We start from the raw sequence: 22,601 nt of genomic DNA on the forward strand, positions 1-22,601 counted from the left end.
ATTCAAATTTCGTACTTCGTACCTCGACTATCCTTTTTCAGCTATCCGCAAAATATCACCAAAAACACCTCTAGCAGTTACTGCGGCACCGGCGCCGGCACCCTGAATGACCAACGGGTGTTCTCCATACGATTCCGTGTAAATTTCGATAATCGAGTCGGAACCCTTTACTTGGCCAAGAGCACTTTCTTTGGTTACGGATATTAACTTTACATCCAAAATACCCTTTTCTTTTTGAAGGTTTCCGTGTAAATCACCTACATATCGTAATACGTGACCCGGTTTTTGATTCTTTTTGATCTCGTTGAATTTATCGTCCAAGGCATCCAAGTTCCTCAAGAAAAAATCGACTTCCCCTTTTTGCAATGCCGCCGGAATCAGATTTTGGATGTTGATATCCGAAAACTCGTTTCTTAAATCGAGCTCTCTGGCTAGTATCAAAAGTTTTCTTCCCACATCGTTACCTGAAAGGTCTTCACGCGGGTCGGGTTCGGTAAAGCCTTTTTGCATCGCATCTTTTAGAATGGATGAAAAAGGTGCACCTACTTCCGAAAACGTATTGAATATATAGCTCAAACTTCCTGAAAATACTCCCTTGATTCTTGTTATGTTCTCACCGGAAAGATGCAACAATTTAATGGTATCGATCAAGGGCAGACCTGCCCCCACATTCGTTTCATACAAATATTGCTTTTGACCTTTTGACAACTCTTCGCGCAACAATTGATAATAATCAAACCCCAATGTATTGGCTATTTTATTCGATGATACCAAGTCAAAACCGTTTTCGACGAACTCAAAATAGTTCGCAACAAAATCCTTGCTGGCCGTATTATCGACCACGATCAAATTTTCAAGATGATTTGATTTGGCAAAGGCAAAAACATCCTGCACTTTATAATCCCTTCCTTTTTCTTGAATCGACGATTTCCATGTTTTAGGAAGGCCCTCTTTCAAAAGAAGTAATTTTTTAGAATTGGCAACAGCAAAAACATTCAAATCAATTCCTTTTCTTTTTTCAATAGTTTTTGAGGATTTTAAAATCTGGTCGATCAATGTTCCACCTACATTGCCATGACCAAATATGGCCACATTGACCTTTTTGCTGATGCCAAAAATCTGGCCGTGCATGACATTGAGCGCTTTTTTGAGATCCGATTTCTTGACCACCAAACTTACGTTCTTTCCTGTAATGGTATTGTTGAACAACAACGGAACGATTTGATTTTTAATGAGCGCATTGTACGGTTTATGAAAAGAACTCAAATCTTGGCCTACAATCGAAATGACAGAAACTTGATCTACCACGGTAATCGTATTGATATCCTTGGCGTAGAAATCGCTACTGAATTCATGCTGCAACGCTTTCTTTGCCTGTTGTGCTTTGTTCGCATTGACCACCAATCCGATTCCTCTTTCTGATGATCCTTGGGAAATAATACTCACACTGATATTGTTCTCACCCAAGGCTCTAAAGATCCTGGCATCAACGCCGACTTTTCCAAGCAATCCCCTTCCTTCTAAATTGATCAAGGAAACATTTTCGATGACCGACAACGATTTAATTCCTTCTTTATTGGTCTTTGCACTGATCAAAGTACCCTCATTTTCCCTTCGGAATGTATTAAGAATGCGAAGTGGAATATTTTTTTCTATCAGGGGAATAATGGTCTTCGCATGTAAAATGTTAGCCCCAAAACTGGCCAGCTCGTTCGCCTCGGCATACGAAAGTTCAGAAATGCGCTTCGCCTCATCCACAAAATCAGGATTTGCGGTAAAAATTCCATCAACATGGGTGTAGTTCTGCAACTCTTCGGCATCCAAAAAGTTGGCAATCAATGCCGCGGAATAATTGCTTCCGTTTCTTCCCAAGGTTGTTGTCTCATCGTTTTCGGTCGACGCTATAAACCCTGTAATAACGGGTACGGCATCGGTATCCAACTTGGCAAACTCCCGCAATACATTCTCCTTGGAAATAGCTTCCAAAACATGGGCATCCCCAAAATTATCATCCGTTTTAATGAGTTTTCTTGAATCGACAAAAACCGCTTTGATACCTTTTCCGATAAGTAATTTGGTGACTAACATGCCCGAAATCAATTCCCCATAGGCCAAAACTTGATCCTTGATTTTCTTGCTATAATCCCCTAAGAAAGAAACACCTTCGAACAATTTGAAGAGATTAGCATACTCTTCGGAAAGACTGACATTTTTATAGGTATGGCTTTGGTATTTCTCAAAGGCTTCGAAGTCTTGCGAAAAATCTTCTCCATTCGCAGCTTTGTCCAAAATGATTTCCAGTTGGTCCGTTGCTTTTTCACGGGCGGAAAGTACTACCGCTATATTTTCCCCATTATCAACTTTTGCCTTCACGATTTCGAGCACACTACCTAGTCCTTCACCATTGCTCAGTGATTTTCCACCAAATTTTAAGACCTTTATTTTTTGGGATTTTCCGTTTTGATTGAAAATACCATCCAACAGTTTCTGCATTTGCTCGAACTCGATCAAAAAAGCATCGTGCCCATGCAGCGATTGTACCTCACCATAGGTCACATTACTATTGGCCTGGGCCAATTGCCTAAAAGTTTCTTTATTCTCCTTGGCCGTAAAAAACAGGTCCGAGTCTACTCCTACAATGTGAATGTTCGTATCACTATTTTGCAAGTCAATAAATGGCTGTTCCCCATTTCGAGTGATGTCAATGGTCTTCAGTAACTGGTTCATCAGTTTATAAGCATATAACTGGAAACGTTCCTGAAGTTTTTCGCCATGGTGCATCAGCCAACTTTCTACATTGAAGACCTGTAATTCTTCATTGGTGCTACGCTTGAAACGTTCCTTGAAAGATTCTGGTGTGCGATAACAAAGCATAGCATGCATTCTAGCATCATGTACAGGCTGTTTGGAGTTTACCAAAAACTGTTCTTGAATCTGGCAGTTGGCTATCAACCAATCGGTAGATTTCCAATCCGACGCCACGGGAATCAGATGCTCCGTAATTTTCGGATTCAGTGCCGCCATTTCCCAAGCGATACCCCCGCCTAGCGAACCTCCTATAATGGCGAAGAGTTTTTTTATTTCAATTTGATCCAGTCCCAAGAGAAACATCTTCGCCACGTCTCCTGCGACGAAATCCTTGTAATTATCGATTACAAATCCGTCATGACCGTTTCCGGGAATGTTAAAGGAAAGTATGGTGTATTTGTTCGTATCGATACACTTTCCTTCGCCGATAAGTGCTGCCCACCAGCCGTCATCTCCAGTTACGTTTGAGTTTCCGGTAAGGGCATGGTTGACCAAAACAATTGGGGCCGAATGAAGTTCTTTTCCAAATAATTGATAGGAAAGTTCAATGTCTTGGGAGACTCCGCTGAGGGTGGTGTAGTTTTTTAAATGTAAGTGGTTGAGCATATAAAATATATGGTGATAGAACTGTCTGTTCGAGCGCAGTCGAGAACTAAACCATCTCGACTGCGCTCGATGTGACAGCAGATTTTTTAAGCCAATACAGATTTATCGATTGTTGCAAACGCAACTTCCAAATCGGACTTCAAATCGTCCAAGTTTTCAAGTCCGACAGACAAACGAATCAAATCTTTGGTAACCCCGGTCGACTCTTGTGCCGCATCATCCAATTGTTGGTGTGTGGTACTTGCCGGATGAATAATCAAAGATTTAGTATCCCCGATATTGGCCAATAACGAGAACAATTTGGTGTTATCCGCTATCTTCTTAGCGGACTCAAAACCACCTTTTACACCAAAAGTTACGATACTACTCTGTCCTTTTGGAAGATAGGCCTCCGCTTGGGCAAAATACTTGCTCGTTTTCAGACCAGGATAGTTGACCCATGCCACCTCATCACGCTCTTGCAACCACTTTGCAAAGGCAAGGGCATTTTCACTATGCTTTTTCATTCTTATCTCCAAAGTCTCCAAACCTTGAATGATCTGAAACGCATTGAAAGGACTCAAAGCCGCACCAAAATCACGTAATCCCTCAATTCGTGCTTTTATGATAAAGGCAATCGGTCCGACCGCATCGTGATATACTAATCCATGATAACCGGCAGATGGCTCTGTGAACTCAGGGAAATTTCCGTTGGCCCAATCAAAGTTTCCTGCATCGATAATAGCACCACCTAAAGCCGTCCCATTACCATTGATATATTTTGTCAACGAATGTATTACGATGTTGGCACCATGTTCGATAGGATTCAATAAAGCCGGTGTTGCGACCGTATTATCAACTATGAATGGAATCTTGGCACTTTTTGCTTCCGAAGAAATTGCTTTTAAGTCCAATACGTCTAATTTGGGATTCCCAAGGGATTCCACAAAAATGGCCCGTGTGTTTTCTTTTACCGCCTTTCCAAAATTGGTCGGGTCTTCGGGGTCTACAAAAGTTGTGGTAATTCCAAGTCTGGGAAGCGTAACGCTTAAAAGATTATAGGTGCCACCATATAAACTGTTGGACGCTACAATATGATCCCCGCTTTTTAACAAAACCATGAGCGTAGTAGCTATGGCAGCGGTGCCCGAGGCAGTTACCAAAGCGGCGACACCACCTTCCAAGGCGGCCAATCGTTGCTCCAAAATATCGTTTGTGGGATTATTTATTCGAGTGTAAATGTTACCGAATTCCGCCAAACCAAAAAGATTGGCCGCGTGGTCAGAGTTATTGAAAACATAGGCTGTGCTTTGATAAATAGGTACGGCACGAGTACCTCCGTTTACGGTAACGTCATGTCCTGCATGCAAGGCATTCGTTGAAAATTTGTGTTCACTCATGATTTAAGGTTTTATGCATCCAAATATTATTTGGAATACTGGTTTCTAATAGATTCCCGCCTTTGCGGGAATGACAAAAAAGATTTATTAAAAGCCAAACCTCCAGCTGCGGACTGTACAGTCTGGTTAAATCAAAAAGTTATTAAGAAAGCGAAAAATTACCGATGTAATTTAGTTGCGTTATCTTCCGAGATACCGAAATAAATTCGGCACGCAGTAGAATGTAGCACCTTCTTTGCTACCGACAATTTTCGGGAGAACAAAGGGTTGCTAAGGCTTCAAAGGGTCTATTCCCTCCACCTTTCTTGATAACAATTCAATACGTGTCTGAACTTTTGGAAAAACAAATATAAGGATGGATATTTATTTTCCTAGTAAATCGATGGAAAAATTGATTTATCCTTTTCCTAATAAATCTGTCAGGTTATATAACCTGACAGATTTAAGGTATGTTAATCTATTAAAGAATTACTATAATTTAAATGCTTTTTTGACTTTATCCACCATATCCAATTTCTCCCAAGTAAAAAGTTCTACCTCTTTTTCGATACGCCCATTGTATGGTGATTCGTAAACTCTTTTAACGATTTTAGATTCCCTGCCCATATGGCCATAAGCAGCTGATTCCAAATAAATGGGATTTCTCAATTTCAGTCTTTTTTCAATGGCAAACGGACGCATATCGAACAATTTTTCAACCTTTTTTGCGATTTCGCCATCGGTCAAGGCGACATTTGTAGTGCCATAGGTATCCACAAAAATAGAGGTAGGTTCCACTACACCGATCGCGTAACTTACCTGGACTAAAATCTCATCGGCAACACCTGCAGCGACCAAGTTTTTGGCAATATGTCGTGAAGCATAAGCTGCACTTCGGTCAACCTTGCTCGGATCTTTTCCGCTGAATGCACCACCGCCGTGGGCTCCTTTTCCACCGTAGGTGTCAACGATGATTTTTCTTCCTGTAAGTCCTGTATCGCCATGCGGTCCGCCGATTACGAACTTTCCGGTAGGGTTGATGTGATATTTGATTTGGTCATCGAACAGATTCTGGATTTTCTTCGGAAGCTTATTTTTCACTTTCGGAATCAGAATCTCGATAATGTCCTTTTTAATCTTGGCCAACATTTTGTCATCATTCTTATCGAAGGCATCATGTTGGGTAGATACTACAATCGTGTCGATGCGCTGAGGTACATTGTCATCGGAGTATTCGATGGTTACCTGCGACTTGGCATCCGGTCTTAGGTATTTTATTTCTTTGTTTGCCCTTCTCAAATCAGCCAATACCTGTAAAATCTTGTGCGATATATCGAGTGCCAAAGGCATATAATTCGAAGTCTCTTTCGTGGCATAGCCGAACATCATGCCTTGATCACCAGCACCTTGCTCTTCTTTCTTTCCCCGGTCGACACCCTGATTAATATCTTGTGATTGTTCATGGATCAATGAAATTACACCGCATGAATCTCCACTAAATTGGTATTCTCCTTTGGTATATCCAATTTTGTTAATAACATCCCGTGCGATGTTCTGTACATCCAAGTAGGTATCACTTTTAACTTCTCCGGCCAAAACGACCTGACCCGTTGTAACAAGTGTTTCACAAGCCACTTTGCTTTCAGGGTCGAAGGCCAAAAAATGGTCTAAAAGAGCATCGCTGATCTGATCGGCGACTTTATCCGGGTGTCCCTCACTAACGGATTCAGAGGTAAAGAGATATGACATATCTTATACTATTTTATTTTATAAATCGGGGATTTGACGGAACGGTCGAAAGAAGCATGATATTCTTTAATCAATATCAACTGCTTTAGCATTTTTCTTGCGCCAAACCTTAATTTGGCATACGAGGTTGCAATCAGTCAAATCCCTCCTCGTGTTTGAGAACGCAAAAATATGAAAATTGTTTTGGTGGCAAAGACAATCTTACAAGTTTTGTTCAAAGCGGCAAAAAGTTCTTCGAAATGCACTTGTACAAATAGGGGTCTTTGACGCAAGGCCAAATTTATGGTTGCAATTTCAGAAACACGAATATCTATTGCGTATTTAACCTACTATTTTTTCCAAAACTCGATATACTTCGTATATTGTGCGCCATCCCTCAAAGGAAAACACCAACCATAAAATAGCGCAAAAATGCATATTGCCGTTGCAGGAAACATTGGAGCCGGAAAGACCACTTTGACAAAATTATTGGCCAAACACTATAAATGGGAGGCCCACTTCGAAGATGTGGTCGACAACCCGTATCTCGACGATTTTTATAATCAAATGGAGCGGTGGAGTTTCAACCTTCAAATCTATTTTCTTAACCATCGCTATCGGCAAATCTTAAAAATTAGGGAGAGCGGCAAGAATATCATTCAAGATCGAACCATCTATGAGGATGCCTATATTTTTGCGCCCAACCTGCACGCGATGGGGCTTATGACCAATCGCGACTTTACCAATTATTCCAGTCTTTTTGAGTTGATGGAGAGCTTGGTACAACCGCCTGATCTGCTCATCTATCTGAGGAGTTCTATTCCAAATCTAGTCAAGCAGATACACAAACGAGGAAGAGACTATGAAAATTCCATTTCCATTGATTACCTAAGCCGATTGAACGAACGTTATGAGGCATGGGTACATGGTTATGAAAAGGGGAATCTTCTTGTTATTGATGTGGACACACTGGATTTTGTGGACAATCCTGAGGATTTAGGCACGATCATCAATAAAATTGACGCCGAAATCAACGGGCTTTTCTAGGCTGTTCATATCAAGATAGCAGCTAAATTTTAAATCAAAGCAGTCCTATTTCCTTGGCATGATCTCTAACCTGATCACTATGCTTCGCAAAAAGAACCGGGGTAACTTCAAATTCGTTGAACAAGCTGCGAACCCGTTCCATTCTCTTTTTATGGCCAACATCTCGTAAATAAATGGCCAATATGCGATTTGGATATTCCTCCGAGATTTCTTTATAGATGTCGGCATCGTGCTCACCACTATCCCCTATCAGTAAAAATTTCAGCTTTGGGTATGTTTTTAGAATATTACGAATCTCATGTTGTTTATGCGGCTTTTCCGTATCGTGGTTATTGGTCAAAGCGGCCCGTAAGCTCCTCAATAAAATAGGGCCTTTGGGAAAATTGTTTTTTGTCAGGAAGAACTCCAGATAACGATATAGATTCCAAGGACTGTTGCTAACATAGAATATCGGATTGGCAGCCTTCCCTGATTTACCGCGATGTAGTTGGTGATAAAGTTCGGCCGCCCCTTTGAGGGGAGTTCGTTTGCCCACGTTCGAAAAAAAGTGCGAAGTATGGCGCGCCATTTTAAAAAAGAGGCCACCCCGGTCCATAGAATGGTATCGTCGATGTCACTGATAATTCCATATTCTGCATTTTCATTCGGGATCAGCATTTCGCCGGGAAAACGATTTTCATGCAGAATCTCACTTTTTAAAGAAAAATCGGAATATGAGATTTCATATTTCATCCAACCCTCATCATTGATTAAGAGACCAAGATTTTCCATTGGCAAATCAACCAAATAATAGCCCTCATCATTAGTTTCGCCCGATATGGCTCGACCATCAGTTAATTTTATACTTAAGGGCGTGTGCCTTATTTCATCGGCATCGAATCGCTGATAGGTATTACGAATCAATTTGTAAAGACCCTTATCAGCCAAGTCGATTTCCTCATCCTCCAGCGCCCTTCCCTTTAAATACAAATGCGTATTGGTGCCGTAGGTCTGAAAGGCGATAATCTGTAGTTTGTCTTTTTTACCAAATAATCCCATGATTCCAAATATAAAGAATCACGTTATGCTACAATGGTCTTTAAGCATCAAAAAATTGACCATACTAATTCAGAAACGTACTTGGCTCAATCAAAGGTCGTTTTCACTCATTCTTCATTTCAGGAGCACGATTTATGCAGTAGGTTTAAATAGTTAAAACCACCTAAGGCTAACCGATTTCGCGCGCATGGAAATCAATTGAACTTTAAATCATGTAAAACCCGCCTGTCGACCCCGCCTTCCGAAGTCTCGTACGGAGGGCAGACAGATAGGCACAAAAATTTAAAAAGATGGAACCAAAAAAGAATCCGAAAAAAGATGTGAACCGCAACCGAGGACTTTATTTTATAGCAGGACTCGCACTAGTGCTTTTGCTTACCTTCGTGGCTTTGGAGTGGAAGACGTATGATAAAAAAATCTATGATGTGGGAATGAATAGTCCAGATACCGGGATTGAGGAAGAGATTCCCCCAATTATACTACCCAATATGCCACCACCTCCACCACCGCCAGTTATAGCTAATGAAATTGAAATTATCAAAGAGGATGACCCCCGTAAGGAAACCCCAATAGCCATTACAGAAGTTACTCCAGAAACTCCCATTGTGATCGATAGCATTATTGTCGAAGAACCTGACGAAGATATACCCGTACCCTTTTCAGTTATCGAAAATGTTCCTGTATTCCCTGGATGCGAAAGAGAAACTGATAAAAAAGCATGTTTTAATACGATGATTTTAAAACATGTCAAAAAAACGTTTCGTTACCCGGAAATTGCACAAGAAATGGGTATTCAAGGGAAAGTTTACATGAATTTTGTAATCCAAAAAGATGGAAGTATTGGTGATATTCAAATCATGAGAAGTCCTGATAAAAATCTTGGCGAAGAGGCCACACGAATCATTGACAAACTGCCAAAAATGATTCCGGGAAAACAACGTGGTAAAGCCGTAAGAGTTCCGTTTAGCATTCCTATTACCTTTAAGTTGCAGTAAAAAAAAGAGGCAAACTTCACAAGTTTGCCTCTTTCAATAGTATATCAACTAAAGATCATTGCTTTATGACCTCCATTCTTTCAATAGTAATTTCAGTCTCCTTGCCTTTTGATTCGATGGTAGCATTTTCGAATTCCTTTAATTGTGCCTCAACCTCGTCCTGAGTTCCTTTAAAGGTTTTTTCTTCGGTAACTTTTTCTCCGTTTATCACGGTAGAATAAGCAATGGTCGCCTCTGCTAAATCAGCATTTTCAGCATCCATAGTCACGGTGATTGTTTTTTCCTCCTTGTTGAGGTCACCTGCCACTCCAGTTACACTCAAGGCGATACTTGGCGCAATGACAAGGGCCACAACGGACATCAATTTTAAGAGGATGTTCAAAGAAGGTCCTGAGGTATCCTTAAACGGATCTCCAACGGTATCACCAACAACGGCTGCTTTATGTGCATCGCTACCTTTACGACCATCGGATTCAATCATCTTCTTGGCATTATCCCAAGCACCACCGGCATTCGATTGGAAAATCGCCATCAGAACTCCGGCTGATGTAACACCGGCCAATAGTCCACCCAACATTTCGGCTCCGCCGATAAATCCAACGGCGACGGGTACAGCAATCGCCAATAGGCCCGGTAATACCATTTCCTTGATAGATGCCTTTGTAGAAATGTCAACACATTTGTCGTATTCTGCATATCCGTCAGCTTCATCAAAAATTCTTCGTTGCTCAGGAGTCGCTTTCGACATATCTGAATCAACGGCTCGCATCACTTCCAAGGCAGCTTTCAATTGAGGAATATCCCTAAACTGGCGACGCACTTCTTCGATCATGGCCATCGCTGCACGCCCAACGGCGTTCATCGATAAAGCAGAAAATACAAAAGGAAGCATGGCACCGACCAAAAGTCCAGCCATAACAGTCGGCTTGGATACATCAATGGAAGTAACATTCGCAACCTTCATAAAGGCGGCGAAAAGTGCCAATGCCGTCAAAGCAGCGGAGGCAATTGCAAAACCTTTTCCGATAGCGGCGGTCGTATTACCCACGGCATCCAATTTATCGGTACGTTCGCGAACCTCGCTCGGTAATTCGGCCATTTCGGCAATACCACCGGCATTATCGGAAATCGGTCCATAAGCATCAACCGCCAATTGTATACCCGTATTGGCCAACATACCTACAGCGGCAATGGCAATACCGTACAAACCGGCAAAGTGATGCGAAATTAAAATGGCGGCTGCAATCAATAATATCGGAATCATGGTCGACATCATACCTACCCCAAGACCTGCAATAATGTTGGTAGCGGCACCTGTCTCCGATTGTCTAACAATAGACTTCACGGGCTTAGTACCTGTACCTGTATAATATTCCGTAATCTTTCCAACACCTAGACCTGCTACCAAACCGGCAAGTGTAGCAAAGAAGATTCCATTCGCACCACTTGGTAATCCTTCAACCGTTTCAGGAATCAAAGCGTGAATAATAAAGTATGAAGCAATGACCATTAATAGGGCAGAACCGAATTCACCAATATTCAGAGCTGTTTGTGGGTTACCACCATCCTTAACTTTTACAAAGAAAGTACCGATGATGGACATGATAATACCTACCGCAGCCAAGACCAAAGGAAGATAAACGGCACCAAGACCAGCAAAATCCGGAGTAATAATAAAAGCACCCAATACCATGGTACCTATAATCGAACCTACATACGATTCAAAAAGGTCGGCTCCCATACCGGCAACATCGCCAACATTATCACCAACGTTATCCGCAATGGTAGCAGGGTTCAAAGGATGATCTTCAGGAATACCTGCTTCAACTTTTCCAACCAAATCCGCTCCGACATCCGCAGCTTTGGTATAAATACCTCCACCTACACGTGCAAATAGCGCAATAGAAGAAGCTCCTAAAGAAAATCCGGAAAGTACGTTCAAGACCAAACCTAAATTATCGGCTCCTGGCCATATTTCTTGATAGATCATAAAGAGTCCGCTCAGGCCTAAGACACCCAAACCTACAACACCTAATCCCATTACGGCACCCCCGGCAAAAGCTACTTCAAGGGCCTTGCCCAGTGAAGTACGAGCTGCTTGGGTCGTTCTTACGTTCGCCTTGGTAGCTACACGCATTCCGATGAACCCAGCTAATGCAGAACATATCGCACCTACAATAAATGATACGGCCACCATTCCGTTGGAGCCAGCCTCGTTACTCCCTTTAAAATATAAAAGAACCGCTACTGCAATAACAAAGATGGACAGAATTTTGTATTCGGCCTTCAAAAAAGACATGGCGCCATCGGCAATATTCTTTGCGATTCTAGCCATTTTGGCATCCCCCACTTCTTGTTTGGAGACCCACATATTCTTGATGAAAACAAAGGCAAGGGCAATTAGCCCAAATACCGGTAAGAACTTCACTATTAATTCCATTCGATTAGTTGTTTATTAGTTTTAAATGGCTGCAAAAATAGTAAAAAACTTGATTTGCACCTACCATAGAAAGCATCAATGTGAAACCGTCAAGTAAATAAGTCTTCGGGGCGGTTAGCCGGCCTTAAAACACACTTAAACAAAAAGCAGCACCGTTCGGGTGCTGCTTTTATCATTACTAGTGTACTCTTAATTTATTTTATGCTTACTTCTTCCGTAGGCACATCACTTTTTGAGAAACGACGAATGCATTTTGCTACAATTTCCTTGGCTTCGTGAACATCGCCCCATCCGCCAACATCGACTTTCTTCTTTTCTAAATCTTTGTAGACTTTGAAAAAATGCTCAATTTCTTTTAATAAATGAGGATTCAAGTCGCTTAAATCATGCAATTTATCGCTATTTGGATCCGAAACGGGCACACAGATTACTTTTTCATCAGGACCTTTTTCGTCGGCCATATGAAACACTCCAATCGGTTTAACTTCCATGACGCAGCCGGGAAAGGTGGGTTCGGTCACTAAAACCAACACATCCAACGGGTCGCCATCCAGGGCTAAACTTTCTGGTAGAAAACCATAGTCCGCCGGATACATCATCGAGGAAAAAATCATCCGGTCATAACGGATTTTTTTCAACTCAAAATCGTACTCGTATTTATTTCTACTTCCTTTGGGAATTTCTATTAAAACATCGAACGATGTCACTTCATCTGCACTCATAACTTCCTTGTTTTTGGGAGTGCAAAGATACTTCAATCCATAACCTTAATCCCCACGAAATCGTTAAAATACCCCGAATAAGGATTATGGGTTTAAGAGCCCGTTTAGGATTTTGTGATTAGAATTTTTATAGGCCATTTTTTCGACCTTTTAGGCAAAATTTTTAAGCATAGCCTTAGCTACGGTTCAAAATTTTAACGAAGAAGGGTGGAAAAAGAGGCGTAAAAAAATAATCGACAAAATCCTAAACGGGCTCTAAATCGGCAAGTTCTTTATTAAAAATTAAAACCAAAGGTTCCTGTTACCCCAAAAGGTCTTGCGTTCGGACTGTCCAAATAATTGCCCCTAAAGTTAAAATCTATTCTAAAAATCTTGAAAATGTTTCCGACGCCGACCGAATATTCATAATAAATTCTATCGCTTGGAGCCCTTAATGGTGTAGTAGAACTCGCAGGGCCGCTCAACGCAGTATTGGCGTCCGAAAGTTCACCCCAAACCCCACGTAGGGCCACTATTTCCCTCAAATTCAATTTTCGTAGAAAGGGTATCCGCGAAAAAAGTCTTCCATTGAAGTTGTGCTCCAAATGCACCGATGCATAGGTATCCGTTACGAATTCGTAAAAATCAAGATTTGGAAAGGTGCCATAATTCGTGAAAAAAGTCTGATTACCGGGCACAACGTTCAAAAGCCCCAAAGGTACCTCTCCAAAGGTTTTACCGATTTCAACGGTACTGAAAAGTCTTCCGAAACCACCGACTTGCCAAGGCTGGCTATAGGAGAATTGCAATTTGCTATAATCAAAATCACTATCCCAAATGCCGTCGATACCTTTTGTATATTTTAGAAGTAGGGTGCTATAATTATCATTGATATCCTTTCGTTCGACTCCATAACCAATCGTTCTTTTACCGGGCGTGTAGATCAACAAGGTCTGAAAATCGAATTGTCTTATTTCAGATGACACACCTGTCGGGGCGGTAGGGTCAATATACTCTAAACTAAAGTCTGCCGGTAAAGCCGAACTCAATGTTCTGAAGGTGCCGCCGACCCCGATTCGAAAATTTATCAGGGGTTCGATTTCAAGGTTCAGGGCGCTTAAGTTTATTTTGGTCAATCGATTGTTTGCTCCTACGGTCAATAAAGATGAAGACGCTATGCTTCTACCTAAAACATCGTTGGTGGCCGTAAGGCTAACCCCAAGTTGTTCGATATCACGTCGATTTCCACCGGAGATGATCAACCTGTTTTTTTTATCCAAGAGGAATTTTCCTGAAATACCATGCTTGAACTTTCGATCCATAAATCCGTAGGCCATATACCCTTCGATCCGCCAAGGGTCATTCTGTCCAAAAAAGGTTCGCGCACCTAACCGTACTCGTGGGCCTTCGGCATCATTGTATCCGAAGACATCGTAGACCGAACCAATATCTAGATTCCACTTATCGATTTCAACATAGCCAGACCCCAAAATACTGACCAAATTGTAGTATGATTTGAATTTGGGCACGGTCTTGAGGGTATCCAACAACTGGTAGATTCCTTTTTCATCTTTGTTCAGGTCTTCGAGTCGGTTCTTTTCCCAAAAGGCATCATCTTTTACAGTTTCGGTAGGATCAAAGGATTCTTGTCAGGTTTATAGAACTCCCTTGGTTTTTCTTCATCGAATCGATAGTTATCATAGACAGTCGTACGTTTTCCATAAACCCCGCGAGATTTTTCCTTTTTCTGAAAGCTAAAATCACTTAGCATATAATCGCGTTTCAAAAGGAATACCGAATCGTTGACCACCTCGAAATCTTGCTCGATATAGATTTCCTTGACCCAATTGATATTGGCACTTTTCGTTACTTCTAAATTGATGTTCTTAATGGCGTAGGTAGAATCATTGACCCAGAAATCGCCCTTAAAGGTCAGCTCGTTTTTTCTTCTTGGATAGTAGACAATATTGTAGCACCATTTATTGTCGATAAATGCGCTATCTCTCAAAGCATAGTTATAGGTATCTATTCCCGTTCGTGATAATGGACTCGTAAAACTCTTGTCGAAGAATTTTAAATAATTGTTGTAGATGTCATAGTCTTGATACAGGTCAGCCACGAAAGCTATGATGGCTTGGTTGTTATCAAATCCTGAATTTTTGTTTCCGAGGATATCTTCTTTTTCCTCTTTAAACCTATTGTCACCATGAACTTGTGAAAAAGTTTCGTTCAAGAAAATGGGCAGATATGTCTTGCCTGTTATCCGGGAAGTATCTAAATCTTGAAAAACGAATTCAAGGCCTTTGAAGATTTTTTTCTTCATCAAGGCACTGTCGATAGTATTGAGGTCAAATTCTATCTTTTCATATTTATCATAGGCATACTGATTGAATTTTCGAATACCGTTCTCCCTTTTCTTAGCCCATATTTTCCGCAAAATATCAATTGCAGGATTGTTCTTTTTGGACTGCTTTCCAGCAATCAATATGACTTCCTTGAGCTGCTCGGTAGCTTCCTTCAACTCAATGTTCATATCATAGTTGACCTTCGAACTAAGCGAAATTTCAAGATCGGCAAAACCTATGAAAGAAACTACCAAAGTGTCATAGGTCACCTCCGACTCCATATAAAACCGGCCGTTGTCATTTGTAATGGTGCCCTCGGTAGAATTCTTGAAAAGGATGTTGGCAAAAGCCACAGGCTCACCGGATTCGTCGGTCACGATACCCCCCACTTTTGTTTGGGCGTTGACCAAAAGGACAATAAAAAGAAAAAGGGAAAAAAGAATTTTTCTCATTGAAATTGTGTGTTCTCGCGGCACGAAGTACAAATAACGTACCATAAAAAACAAATGCCTCGCCGAGCGTTTGTCAGCGAAGCAAATGTAGCCTTACAAATTCGTTAACCTTATTTATATAACACTTTCTTAACAGCCTTGATCACGTCTTCATGGTTGGGCAACCATTCGGCCAATAATACCGGGGAATAGGGCGCTGGTGTATCGGCAGTATTTATCTTCTGTATCGGGGCATCGAGGTAATCAAAAGCATGAGCCTGAACATGGTAGGTAATTTCTGTGGCTACGTTACCAAAGGGCCAAGCTTCTTCCAAAACAACCAATCGGTTCGTTTTCTTCACGGATGTTAAAACCGCTTCGTAGTCCAAAGGTTTTACGGTTCGCAAGTCGATGATTTCACAACTTATTCCTTCTTTTTCAAGTTCATCGGCAGCTTTGTCAGCTTCCTTTATGATTTTTCCGAAGGATACAATTGTTACGTCGGAACCTTCCCTGCGGATGTCAGCTACTCCTATCGGAATAGTATATTCCCCTTCGGGAACTTCTCCTTTATCTCCATACATCTGTTCCGATTCCATAAAAATAACAGGGTCGTCATCACGAATGGCCGATTTCAACAATCCCTTCGCATCAGCGGGATTCGATGGTACAATTACTTTCAGACCGGGACAGTTGGCATACCAGCTCTCAAAAGCTTGTGAATGGGTAGCGGCAAGTTGGCCCGCAGAAGCTGTAGGCCCACGGAACACGATCGGACAAGGAAACTGTCCGCCCGACATTTGCCGAATCTTCGCCGCATTATTGATAATCTGATCGATACCTACCAATGCAAAGTTAAATGTCATGAATTCGATGATAGGCCGATTGCCCGTCATGGTTGATCCTACTCCTACCCCTGAAAAACCAAGTTCTGAAATGGGGGTGTCAATAACTCGTTTCGCGCCGAACTCGTCCAACATCCCTTTCGAAGCCTTGTAGGCGCCATTGTATTCCGCAACTTCTTCACCCATCAGATAAATGGATTCATCGCGTCGCATTTCTTCCGACATCGCCTCAACTATGGCTTCCCTAAACTGTAGTGTCTTCATATTTTGAAGTATATAATTATGGAGTCTCTATTTTTACGTACGTCAAAAACGCAAGCAAAAATAGGAAAATATATGATCAATGGATCAAGGGTTCCGTTTAAAAAAAGTTTCAAAATTTACTATGCGTGCATAGTATTTTATAAAAAGATTCCATATCTTCGTGAGGTCAATTTTAAAGACTTAACTGCATGAAGATTTTAGTTTGTATTAGCAATGTACCGGACACCACATCGAAGATAAACTTTACGGATGGCGATACGAAATTCGACGCCAACGGGGTGCAATTCGTAATCAATCCGAATGACGAGTTTGGATTGACGCGAGCCATGTGGTTCAAGGAAAAACAAGGCGCAACGGTGCACGTAGCTACTGTAGGCGAGGCCAATGTGGAGCCTACTATGCGAAAGGCTTTGGCCATTGGTGCAGATGAGGCGATTCGGGTCAATGCCATTCCAACCGACGGATTTTTCGTCGCACAACAACTTGCCGCGGTCGTGAAAGAAGGTGGGTACGATCTGGTTATCGGTGGTAGAGAATCCATCGACTACAACGGCGGTATGGTGCCCGGCATTCTCGCGACATTATTGGATATGAATTTCGTGAATACCTGTATTGATTTAGAGGTGGATGGAACATCCGTTTCCGCAACTCGAGAAATCGACGGTGGAAAGGAAAAAATCACCACTACTCTTCCCATGGTTATTGGCGGACAAAAAGGATTGGTCGAAGAAAAAGACCTAAAAATTCCAAATATGCGCGGGATTATGCAAGCGAGGCAAAAGAAATTGAATGTGGTCGAACCGGTTGATGCTACAAATGCCACCACCGACAAAAAATTCGACAAACCAGCACCGAAGGGCGCCGTTAAGTTGGTCGATAATGTGGAAGATCTTGTGAATCTTTTACATAACGAAGCGAAAGTTATCTAAAATAAATTCCAAGCATCAAATCCCAAATTCCAAAGTGTGTTAATTGGGGCTAATCCCCCTAAGAGGATTATAAAGATGATGGTCAAGTGATATAAAAATTTAATTAAGAAAAATGAGCGTATTAGCATACACCGAATCAGAAAACGGAAAATTCAAAAAAAGTGCCTTCGAAGTGGCTTCCTATGCCAGTGCGGTCGCCAAACAGATGGGTACTTCCGCCACGGCAGTAAGTTTCAATGCCGATGGAGGGGACAGTCTTGGTAGCTACGGAGTCTCCAAAATTTTGAACATATCCGATGACAAGCTCAAGACCTTCAATGCTAAAGCATATGCCCTCGCCATTGTAGAGGCAGCAGAAAAGGAAGGTGCTAAGGTCATTATCGTCAGTTCGAGCACCGATTCGAAATTTTTGGTGCCGATCTTGGCCGCAAAGTTAAAGGCGGGTTATGTACCCAATGTTGTAGCCGCACCAGAAGGTACTTCACCATTGACCGTAAAAAGAACAGCGTTCAGCAATAAAGGTTTTGCCCATACGGAGATAAATACCGATGTAAGCATTATTGGGGTTTCCAATAATTCGTACGGCGCTCACGAAAACAACGTAAGTGCTTCCGTAGAAAGTTTTAGCCCAGCCTTAAGTGAGGATGATTTTGCAGTGAAATCCACCGAAATAGACAAAGTGGTCGGAAAAGCTACCATTGCCGATGCCGATATTGTGGTATCGGGAGGAAGAGGCTTGAAAGGACCCGAAAACTGGGGAATGATTGAAGAACTAGCCGATGTTCTTGGTGCCGCAACCGCCTGTTCAAAACCCGTTTCGGATATGGGTTGGAGGCCACACGGGGAACATGTCGGACAGACCGGAAAGCCCGTAGCCAGCAATCTTTATATCGCGATCGGAATCTCAGGGGCAATCCAACATCTAGCAGGTGTGAGCGCCTCAAAAACAAAAGTGGTCATCAACAATGACCCGGAAGCCCCATTCTTTAAGGCAGCAGATTACGGAATCGTCGGCGATGCCTTTGAAGTCGTTCCAAAACTCACTGAAAAATTAAAAGAATTTAAGGCGCAGAACTCTTAATTTTTGTTAATTTGCACGGCTTAACGGGCTGTTTAAATATTATGGTACGCCCAACTATTTAAACAGCTTTTTGTATTTTTATAAGGTATGAGCTTAGTAAGGTTAAAAATAAAGGGAATATCGTACAGCCAGACACAAAATGGTGCCTATGCCCTTATTTTGAATGAAGTCGAAGGTGATCGCAAGCTTCCTATCGTAATTGGGGCCTTCGAGGCACAGTCCATCGCCATAGCCCTTGAAAAAGAAATAAAGCCACCTAGGCCGCTGACCCACGACCTTTTCAAAAATTTTGCCGATCGGTTCGATATCGTCATCAAGCAGGTCATTATCCATAAATTAGTCGATGGTGTTTTTTATTCCAGTATCATTTGCGAACGCGATAAGATCGAGGAAATTATCGATGCCCGTACCAGCGATGCAATTGCCCTTGCACTTCGCTTTAATGCACCCATTTTCACCTACAAGACCATCTTAGACAAGGCCGGAATCTTCTTGAAATTCTCTTCGAAGGATAAGGACAAGGATGAAAAGGACGACAGTATCATGGTCGATGAAATCTTGCAGGAAGGCGAGACCGTAGAAATTGATGCAGGCGTTGCCGGAGCCTTTAAGGAACTAACCCTCGAGGAATTACATCAAGAATTGGATAAGGCCGTGGCTAATGAAGACTATGAAAAGGCCGCCAAACTTCGTGACGAAATTTCGAAACGCAATTAACCACCGATCAAGCATATATGAAAACCCAACTACGGATTCTCCTGCTTGTTTTCTTCGTTTCTTTTTTCACTTTTTCCCAAGACACTCCAACCATTGATTCGCTGCAAACCAGCTTGAATACCGTTTCGGCAAATGAAACTGCCATTACAACCATTTCCGAAATGGTGCCCAATGAAGGTTTTAGCATAAATAGCTTGTGGCGGGGAATTTTGGGCATGTCGGTGCTGATAATGATTGCCTTTCTTTTTAGTTCCAATCGCAGGGCCATCAATTGGCGAACCGTGGGTATTGGGATGGCACTGCAACTACTTATTGCCATTGGGGTGTTAAAAGTACCTTTCGTACAGTGGATCTTCAAAAAATTGGGGCAGGTCTTTGTAAGCATTCTTGACTTTACTCGGGCCGGGAGTAAATTTCTGTTCGAAGGACTCGTGGTCGATACGACCACTTTCGGCTATATTTTTGCTTTTCAGGTCTTGCCCACGATTATATTCTTCTCCGCATTGACTTCGTTGTTGTTTTATTTGGGTGTAATTCAAAAAGTAGTCAAAGCCTTGGCTTGGCTATTATCAAAAAGTTTAGGAATATCAGGTGCCGAAAGCCTCTCTGTGGCTGGCAACATTTTTTGGGTCAGACCGAAGCGCCTTTATTGATCAAGGCCTATTTGGAAAAAATGACCAAATCGGAAATATTGTTGGTGATGATCGGTGGTATGGCGACCGTTGCCGGGGCGGTTTTAGCCGCATACATCGGATTTCTAGGAGGTGAGGACGCGGCCCTACGTCTCATTTTTGCAAAGCATCTATTGGCCGCCTCGGTGATGGCAGCACCTGGAGCAATTGTCGTTTCAAAAATACTCTACCCGCAGACCGAAGCCGTGAATACCGATGTACATGTTTCGACGGATAAAATTGGTGCCAATATACTCGATGCCATTTCAAACGGAACCACGGAAGGATTAAAATTGGCCGTAAACGTCGGTGCCATGCTGCTGGTATTCGTGGCCATTATCGCAATGATCAATGGCATCTTGGGCGGTCTTGGGGATCTTACGAACCTCAACAGTTGGATCGGCGAAAATACTTCCTATGACAAATTCTCGCTAGAAGCCATCTTAGGAAGCATTTTCGCTCCTTGATGTGGCTCATCGGAATCGCTGAGGAAGATATCATGTTGATGGGGCAACTTTTGGGCATTAAACTGGCCGCCAGTGAATTTGTCGGCTATATTCAATTGGCCGAACTAAAAGATATGGCGACCACTCCCCATTTAAAGTTCAACAAATCGGTCATCATGGCCACTTATATGTTATGCGGATTTGCCAATTTTGCCTCCATCGGCATTCAGATCGGGGGTATCGGTTCATTGGCCCCTACCCAACGCAAGACACTTTCTGAATTTGGGATGAAAGCCGTATTGGGCGGTTCGATTGCTTCTTTGCTTTCGGCTACAATTGCCGGGATGATTTTGGGCTAAGTTTCGTTGATAAAATATAATAACTCAAAGCATTAGGCATTTGACCTTTTACCTATAACGCTTTACCTTTAACCCCACTATGAAACAATACCACGACTTACTTAAACACGTCCTAGAGAATGGCAACCAAAAAGGCGACCGCACCGGTACAGGTACCATTAGTGTTTTTGGCCATCAAATGCGTTTTGACTTGAGCGAGGGTTTCCCCATGGTCACGACCAAAAAGTTACATTTAAAGTCTATTGTATATGAATTGCTTTGGTTTTTAAAGGGCGATACTAATATTGGCTTCCTTCAAGAAAACGGCGTTCGCATCTGGAACGAATGGGCCGATGAAAATGGAAATCTGGGTCCGGTCTACGGCCACCAATGGCGCAACTGGAACAATGATGATATCGACCAAATCAAAGAGGTTGTGCATTCCTTAAAGAACAATCCGAATAGTAGGCGCATGATGGTCACAGCATGGAACCCGAGCGTGTTGCCAGATACGTCAATATCGTTTGCAGAAAATGTGGCGAACGGCAAAGCCGCGCTCCCACCCTGCCATGCCTTTTTTCAATTTTATGTAGCCGACGGAAGACTATCTTGCCAACTCTATCAACGCAGCGCGGACATCTTTTTGGGTGTGCCTTTTAACATCGCTTCATATGCCCTATTTACCATGATGATGGCACAAGTTTGTGGCTATGAACCCGGAGAATTCATTCACACTTTTGGTGACGCCCATATTTACAATAACCACATGGAGCAGGTAGAACTTCAGTTAAGCCGGGAGCCAAGGCCTTTACCAAAAATGATCCTTAACCCTGAAGTCAAGGATATCTTCGATTTTAAATTCGAGGACTTTACGTTGGTGAACTACAATCCGCATCCGCATATTAAAGGGGTTGTGGCGATTTAATCTCCTATGCTCCTAATAAGTCAAAAATTGTTGTTATTCCAATAACATAGCAATTTATTTTTTTGGAAGTTTGAAAGTAAGTAGCGTCGTTAAGATTCGACCCATACCATGAAACTTCAAAAATCTCATCATTCATGTCCAAAGAAAAACCCGATTTTTCAAAACTCAAAGCCCTATTTATCAATTGCACCCTAAAAAAATCTCCAAGAAAAAGTCATACCCGCGGATTGATGGATGTTTCGATGAATATCATGAAATCGGAAGGCGTCGAGGTAGACGTTTTAAGATTAGTGGATTTTGATGTGCCGGTTGGCGTACAACCCGATATGACCAAAGAAGGGTTCGACAAAGATGATTGGCCCGACATCTACAAAAAAGTTGATGCGGCGAATATTCTCGTCATCGGTACGCCCATCTGGTTGGGCGAACGTTCATCCATCGCCACAAAACTTATCGAACGGTTATATGCGATGAGCGGCATGCAAAATGATAAAGGCCAATATATGTATTATGGTAAGGCTGGAGGCTGTATCATCACCGGAAATGAAGATGGCGTAAAACATTGTGCCATGGGCATGTTGTATGCGTTACAACATTTAGGGTATAGTATTCCGCCACAGGCCGATGCCGGTTGGATAGGAGAGGTAGGCCCAGGCCCCAGTTATTTGGATGAGGAAGCAGACGCCAAAAACAACGATTTTACGAATCGAAATACCACGTTCATGACCTACAACCTCTTGCACTTGGCTAAAATATTGAAAGAGAATAATGGGTATCCGGCTTACGGAAATTCTAGAGCAGCTTGGGATGACGGTACACGCTGGAATTTTGAAAATCCTGAATATCGTTGATTTTAAAACCGATTCCATCAAACTGAAATGCTATTGA

The 22,601-nt window shown here is 42.2% G+C and carries 14 protein-coding genes, 2 pseudogenes and 1 riboswitch; of the genes and pseudogenes, 8 read left to right on the forward strand and 8 right to left on the reverse strand.

The genetic code is table 11. From position 1 onward, the window contains the following. Positions 1-27: 27 nt before the first annotated feature. The 3 genes from thrA to metK all read right to left on the reverse strand — a co-directional run bounded on the left by thrA (position 28) and on the right by metK (position 6,521). Complete coding sequence (gene thrA / locus N8A86_RS04090; protein WP_273567905.1) at positions 28-3,414, reverse strand: bifunctional aspartate kinase/homoserine dehydrogenase I; 3,387 nt, start codon at positions 3,412-3,414, stop codon at positions 28-30. Between the two features lie 86 nt (positions 3,415-3,500). Beyond that, a complete protein-coding gene (locus N8A86_RS04095) occupies positions 3,501-4,793 on the reverse strand; it encodes an O-acetylhomoserine aminocarboxypropyltransferase/cysteine synthase family protein (RefSeq protein WP_273567906.1) in 1,293 nt (430 codons plus the stop codon). A gap of 177 nt (positions 4,794-4,970) precedes the next feature. Continuing rightward, a riboswitch (SAM riboswitch) is annotated at positions 4,971-5,108 on the reverse strand. A 156-nt stretch (positions 5,109-5,264) separates the two neighbouring features. Next, a complete protein-coding gene (gene metK, locus N8A86_RS04100; protein WP_273567907.1) occupies positions 5,265-6,521 on the reverse strand; it encodes a methionine adenosyltransferase in 1,257 nt (418 codons plus the stop codon). Positions 6,522-6,932: 411 nt separating this feature from the next. On the opposite strand from metK, the gene N8A86_RS04105 reads away from it, so the two are divergent. Continuing rightward, entirely contained in the window at positions 6,933-7,547 is a 615-nt protein-coding gene (locus tag N8A86_RS04105; RefSeq protein ID WP_273567908.1) for a deoxynucleoside kinase, read from the forward strand. Between the two features lie 34 nt (positions 7,548-7,581). Here N8A86_RS04105 and N8A86_RS21375 read toward each other — a convergent pair whose 3' ends face one another. After that, positions 7,582-8,142 (reverse strand): phosphatase domain-containing protein, encoded by a 561-nt coding sequence (locus N8A86_RS21375; protein WP_337251737.1) that lies wholly within the window; start codon positions 8,140-8,142, stop codon positions 7,582-7,584. Positions 8,143-8,875: 733 nt separating this feature from the next. Between N8A86_RS21375 and N8A86_RS04115 the strand changes: the two genes are divergently transcribed. After that, complete coding sequence (locus N8A86_RS04115) at positions 8,876-9,580, forward strand: energy transducer TonB (RefSeq protein ID WP_273567909.1); 705 nt, start codon at positions 8,876-8,878, stop codon at positions 9,578-9,580. 55 nt (positions 9,581-9,635) lie between these two features. Here N8A86_RS04115 and N8A86_RS04120 read toward each other — a convergent pair whose 3' ends face one another. The 4 genes and pseudogenes from N8A86_RS04120 to N8A86_RS04135 all read right to left on the reverse strand — a co-directional run bounded on the left by N8A86_RS04120 (position 9,636) and on the right by N8A86_RS04135 (position 16,606). Continuing rightward, a complete protein-coding gene (locus N8A86_RS04120) occupies positions 9,636-12,020 on the reverse strand; it encodes a sodium-translocating pyrophosphatase (protein WP_273567910.1) in 2,385 nt (794 codons plus the stop codon). 194 nt (positions 12,021-12,214) lie between these two features. Beyond that, a complete protein-coding gene (locus N8A86_RS04125) occupies positions 12,215-12,742 on the reverse strand; it encodes an inorganic diphosphatase (RefSeq protein ID WP_273567911.1) in 528 nt (175 codons plus the stop codon). A gap of 275 nt (positions 12,743-13,017) precedes the next feature. After that, a pseudogene (locus N8A86_RS04130) lies at positions 13,018-15,518 on the reverse strand (DUF5686 family protein). A gap of 110 nt (positions 15,519-15,628) precedes the next feature. Further along, positions 15,629-16,606 carry a pyruvate dehydrogenase complex E1 component subunit beta gene (locus N8A86_RS04135; protein WP_273567912.1) on the reverse strand — a complete coding sequence of 326 codons (978 nt, stop codon included), beginning with the start codon at positions 16,604-16,606 and terminating at the stop codon, positions 15,629-15,631. A 188-nt stretch (positions 16,607-16,794) separates the two neighbouring features. Here N8A86_RS04135 and N8A86_RS04140 point away from each other — a divergent pair, with 188 nt between their 5' ends. From N8A86_RS04140 to N8A86_RS04165, 6 genes and pseudogenes are all read left to right on the forward strand, one after another. Beyond that, on the forward strand, positions 16,795-17,535 hold the full coding sequence (locus tag N8A86_RS04140) for an electron transfer flavoprotein subunit beta/FixA family protein (RefSeq protein ID WP_273567913.1): 741 nt from the start codon (positions 16,795-16,797) through the stop codon (positions 17,533-17,535). 112 nt (positions 17,536-17,647) lie between these two features. Further along, entirely contained in the window at positions 17,648-18,616 is a 969-nt protein-coding gene (locus N8A86_RS04145; protein ID WP_273567914.1) for an electron transfer flavoprotein subunit alpha/FixB family protein, read from the forward strand. 87 nt (positions 18,617-18,703) lie between these two features. Then, complete coding sequence (locus N8A86_RS04150; RefSeq protein ID WP_273567915.1) at positions 18,704-19,333, forward strand: bifunctional nuclease family protein; 630 nt, start codon at positions 18,704-18,706, stop codon at positions 19,331-19,333. 161 nt (positions 19,334-19,494) lie between these two features. Continuing rightward, positions 19,495-20,809, forward strand: a pseudogene (locus N8A86_RS04155) (NupC/NupG family nucleoside CNT transporter). A 79-nt stretch (positions 20,810-20,888) separates the two neighbouring features. After that, positions 20,889-21,713, forward strand: coding sequence for a thymidylate synthase (locus N8A86_RS04160; RefSeq protein ID WP_273567916.1), 825 nt, complete (start codon positions 20,889-20,891; stop codon positions 21,711-21,713). A gap of 134 nt (positions 21,714-21,847) precedes the next feature. Further along, positions 21,848-22,564: a flavodoxin family protein gene (locus N8A86_RS04165; RefSeq protein WP_273567917.1), complete on the forward strand. Its 717-nt coding sequence runs from the start codon at positions 21,848-21,850 to the stop codon at positions 22,562-22,564. The last annotated feature ends 37 nt before the right edge of the window (positions 22,565-22,601 follow it).

The organism is Maribacter halichondriae, from assembly GCF_027474825.1.
In the GTDB taxonomy this organism is placed as follows: Bacteria; Bacteroidota; Bacteroidia; order Flavobacteriales; family Flavobacteriaceae; genus Meishania; species Meishania halichondriae.

What these genes read in the sequence shown, in the direction of transcription:
- N8A86_RS04095 (WP_273567906.1), bottom strand. Translation starts at nt 4,793, where the DNA reads ATGAGTGAACACAAATTTTCAACGAATGCCTTGCATGCAGGACATGAC.
- thrA (WP_273567905.1), bottom strand. Translation starts at nt 3,414, where the DNA reads ATGCTCAACCACTTACATTTAAAAAACTACACCACCCTCAGCGGAGTC.
- N8A86_RS04165 (WP_273567917.1), top strand. Translation starts at nt 21,848, where the DNA reads ATGTCCAAAGAAAAACCCGATTTTTCAAAACTCAAAGCCCTATTTATC.
- N8A86_RS04145 (WP_273567914.1), top strand. Translation starts at nt 17,648, where the DNA reads ATGAGCGTATTAGCATACACCGAATCAGAAAACGGAAAATTCAAAAAA.
- N8A86_RS04160 (WP_273567916.1), top strand. Translation starts at nt 20,889, where the DNA reads ATGAAACAATACCACGACTTACTTAAACACGTCCTAGAGAATGGCAAC.
- N8A86_RS04140 (WP_273567913.1), top strand. Translation starts at nt 16,795, where the DNA reads ATGAAGATTTTAGTTTGTATTAGCAATGTACCGGACACCACATCGAAG.
- N8A86_RS04105 (WP_273567908.1), top strand. Translation starts at nt 6,933, where the DNA reads ATGCATATTGCCGTTGCAGGAAACATTGGAGCCGGAAAGACCACTTTG.
- N8A86_RS04150 (WP_273567915.1), top strand. Translation starts at nt 18,704, where the DNA reads ATGAGCTTAGTAAGGTTAAAAATAAAGGGAATATCGTACAGCCAGACA.
- N8A86_RS21375 (WP_337251737.1), bottom strand. Translation starts at nt 8,142, where the DNA reads ATGGACCGGGGTGGCCTCTTTTTTAAAATGGCGCGCCATACTTCGCAC.
- N8A86_RS04125 (WP_273567911.1), bottom strand. Translation starts at nt 12,742, where the DNA reads ATGAGTGCAGATGAAGTGACATCGTTCGATGTTTTAATAGAAATTCCC.
- metK (WP_273567907.1), bottom strand. Translation starts at nt 6,521, where the DNA reads ATGTCATATCTCTTTACCTCTGAATCCGTTAGTGAGGGACACCCGGAT.
- N8A86_RS04115 (WP_273567909.1), top strand. Translation starts at nt 8,876, where the DNA reads ATGGAACCAAAAAAGAATCCGAAAAAAGATGTGAACCGCAACCGAGGA.
- N8A86_RS04135 (WP_273567912.1), bottom strand. Translation starts at nt 16,606, where the DNA reads ATGAAGACACTACAGTTTAGGGAAGCCATAGTTGAGGCGATGTCGGAA.
- N8A86_RS04120 (WP_273567910.1), bottom strand. Translation starts at nt 12,020, where the DNA reads ATGGAATTAATAGTGAAGTTCTTACCGGTATTTGGGCTAATTGCCCTT.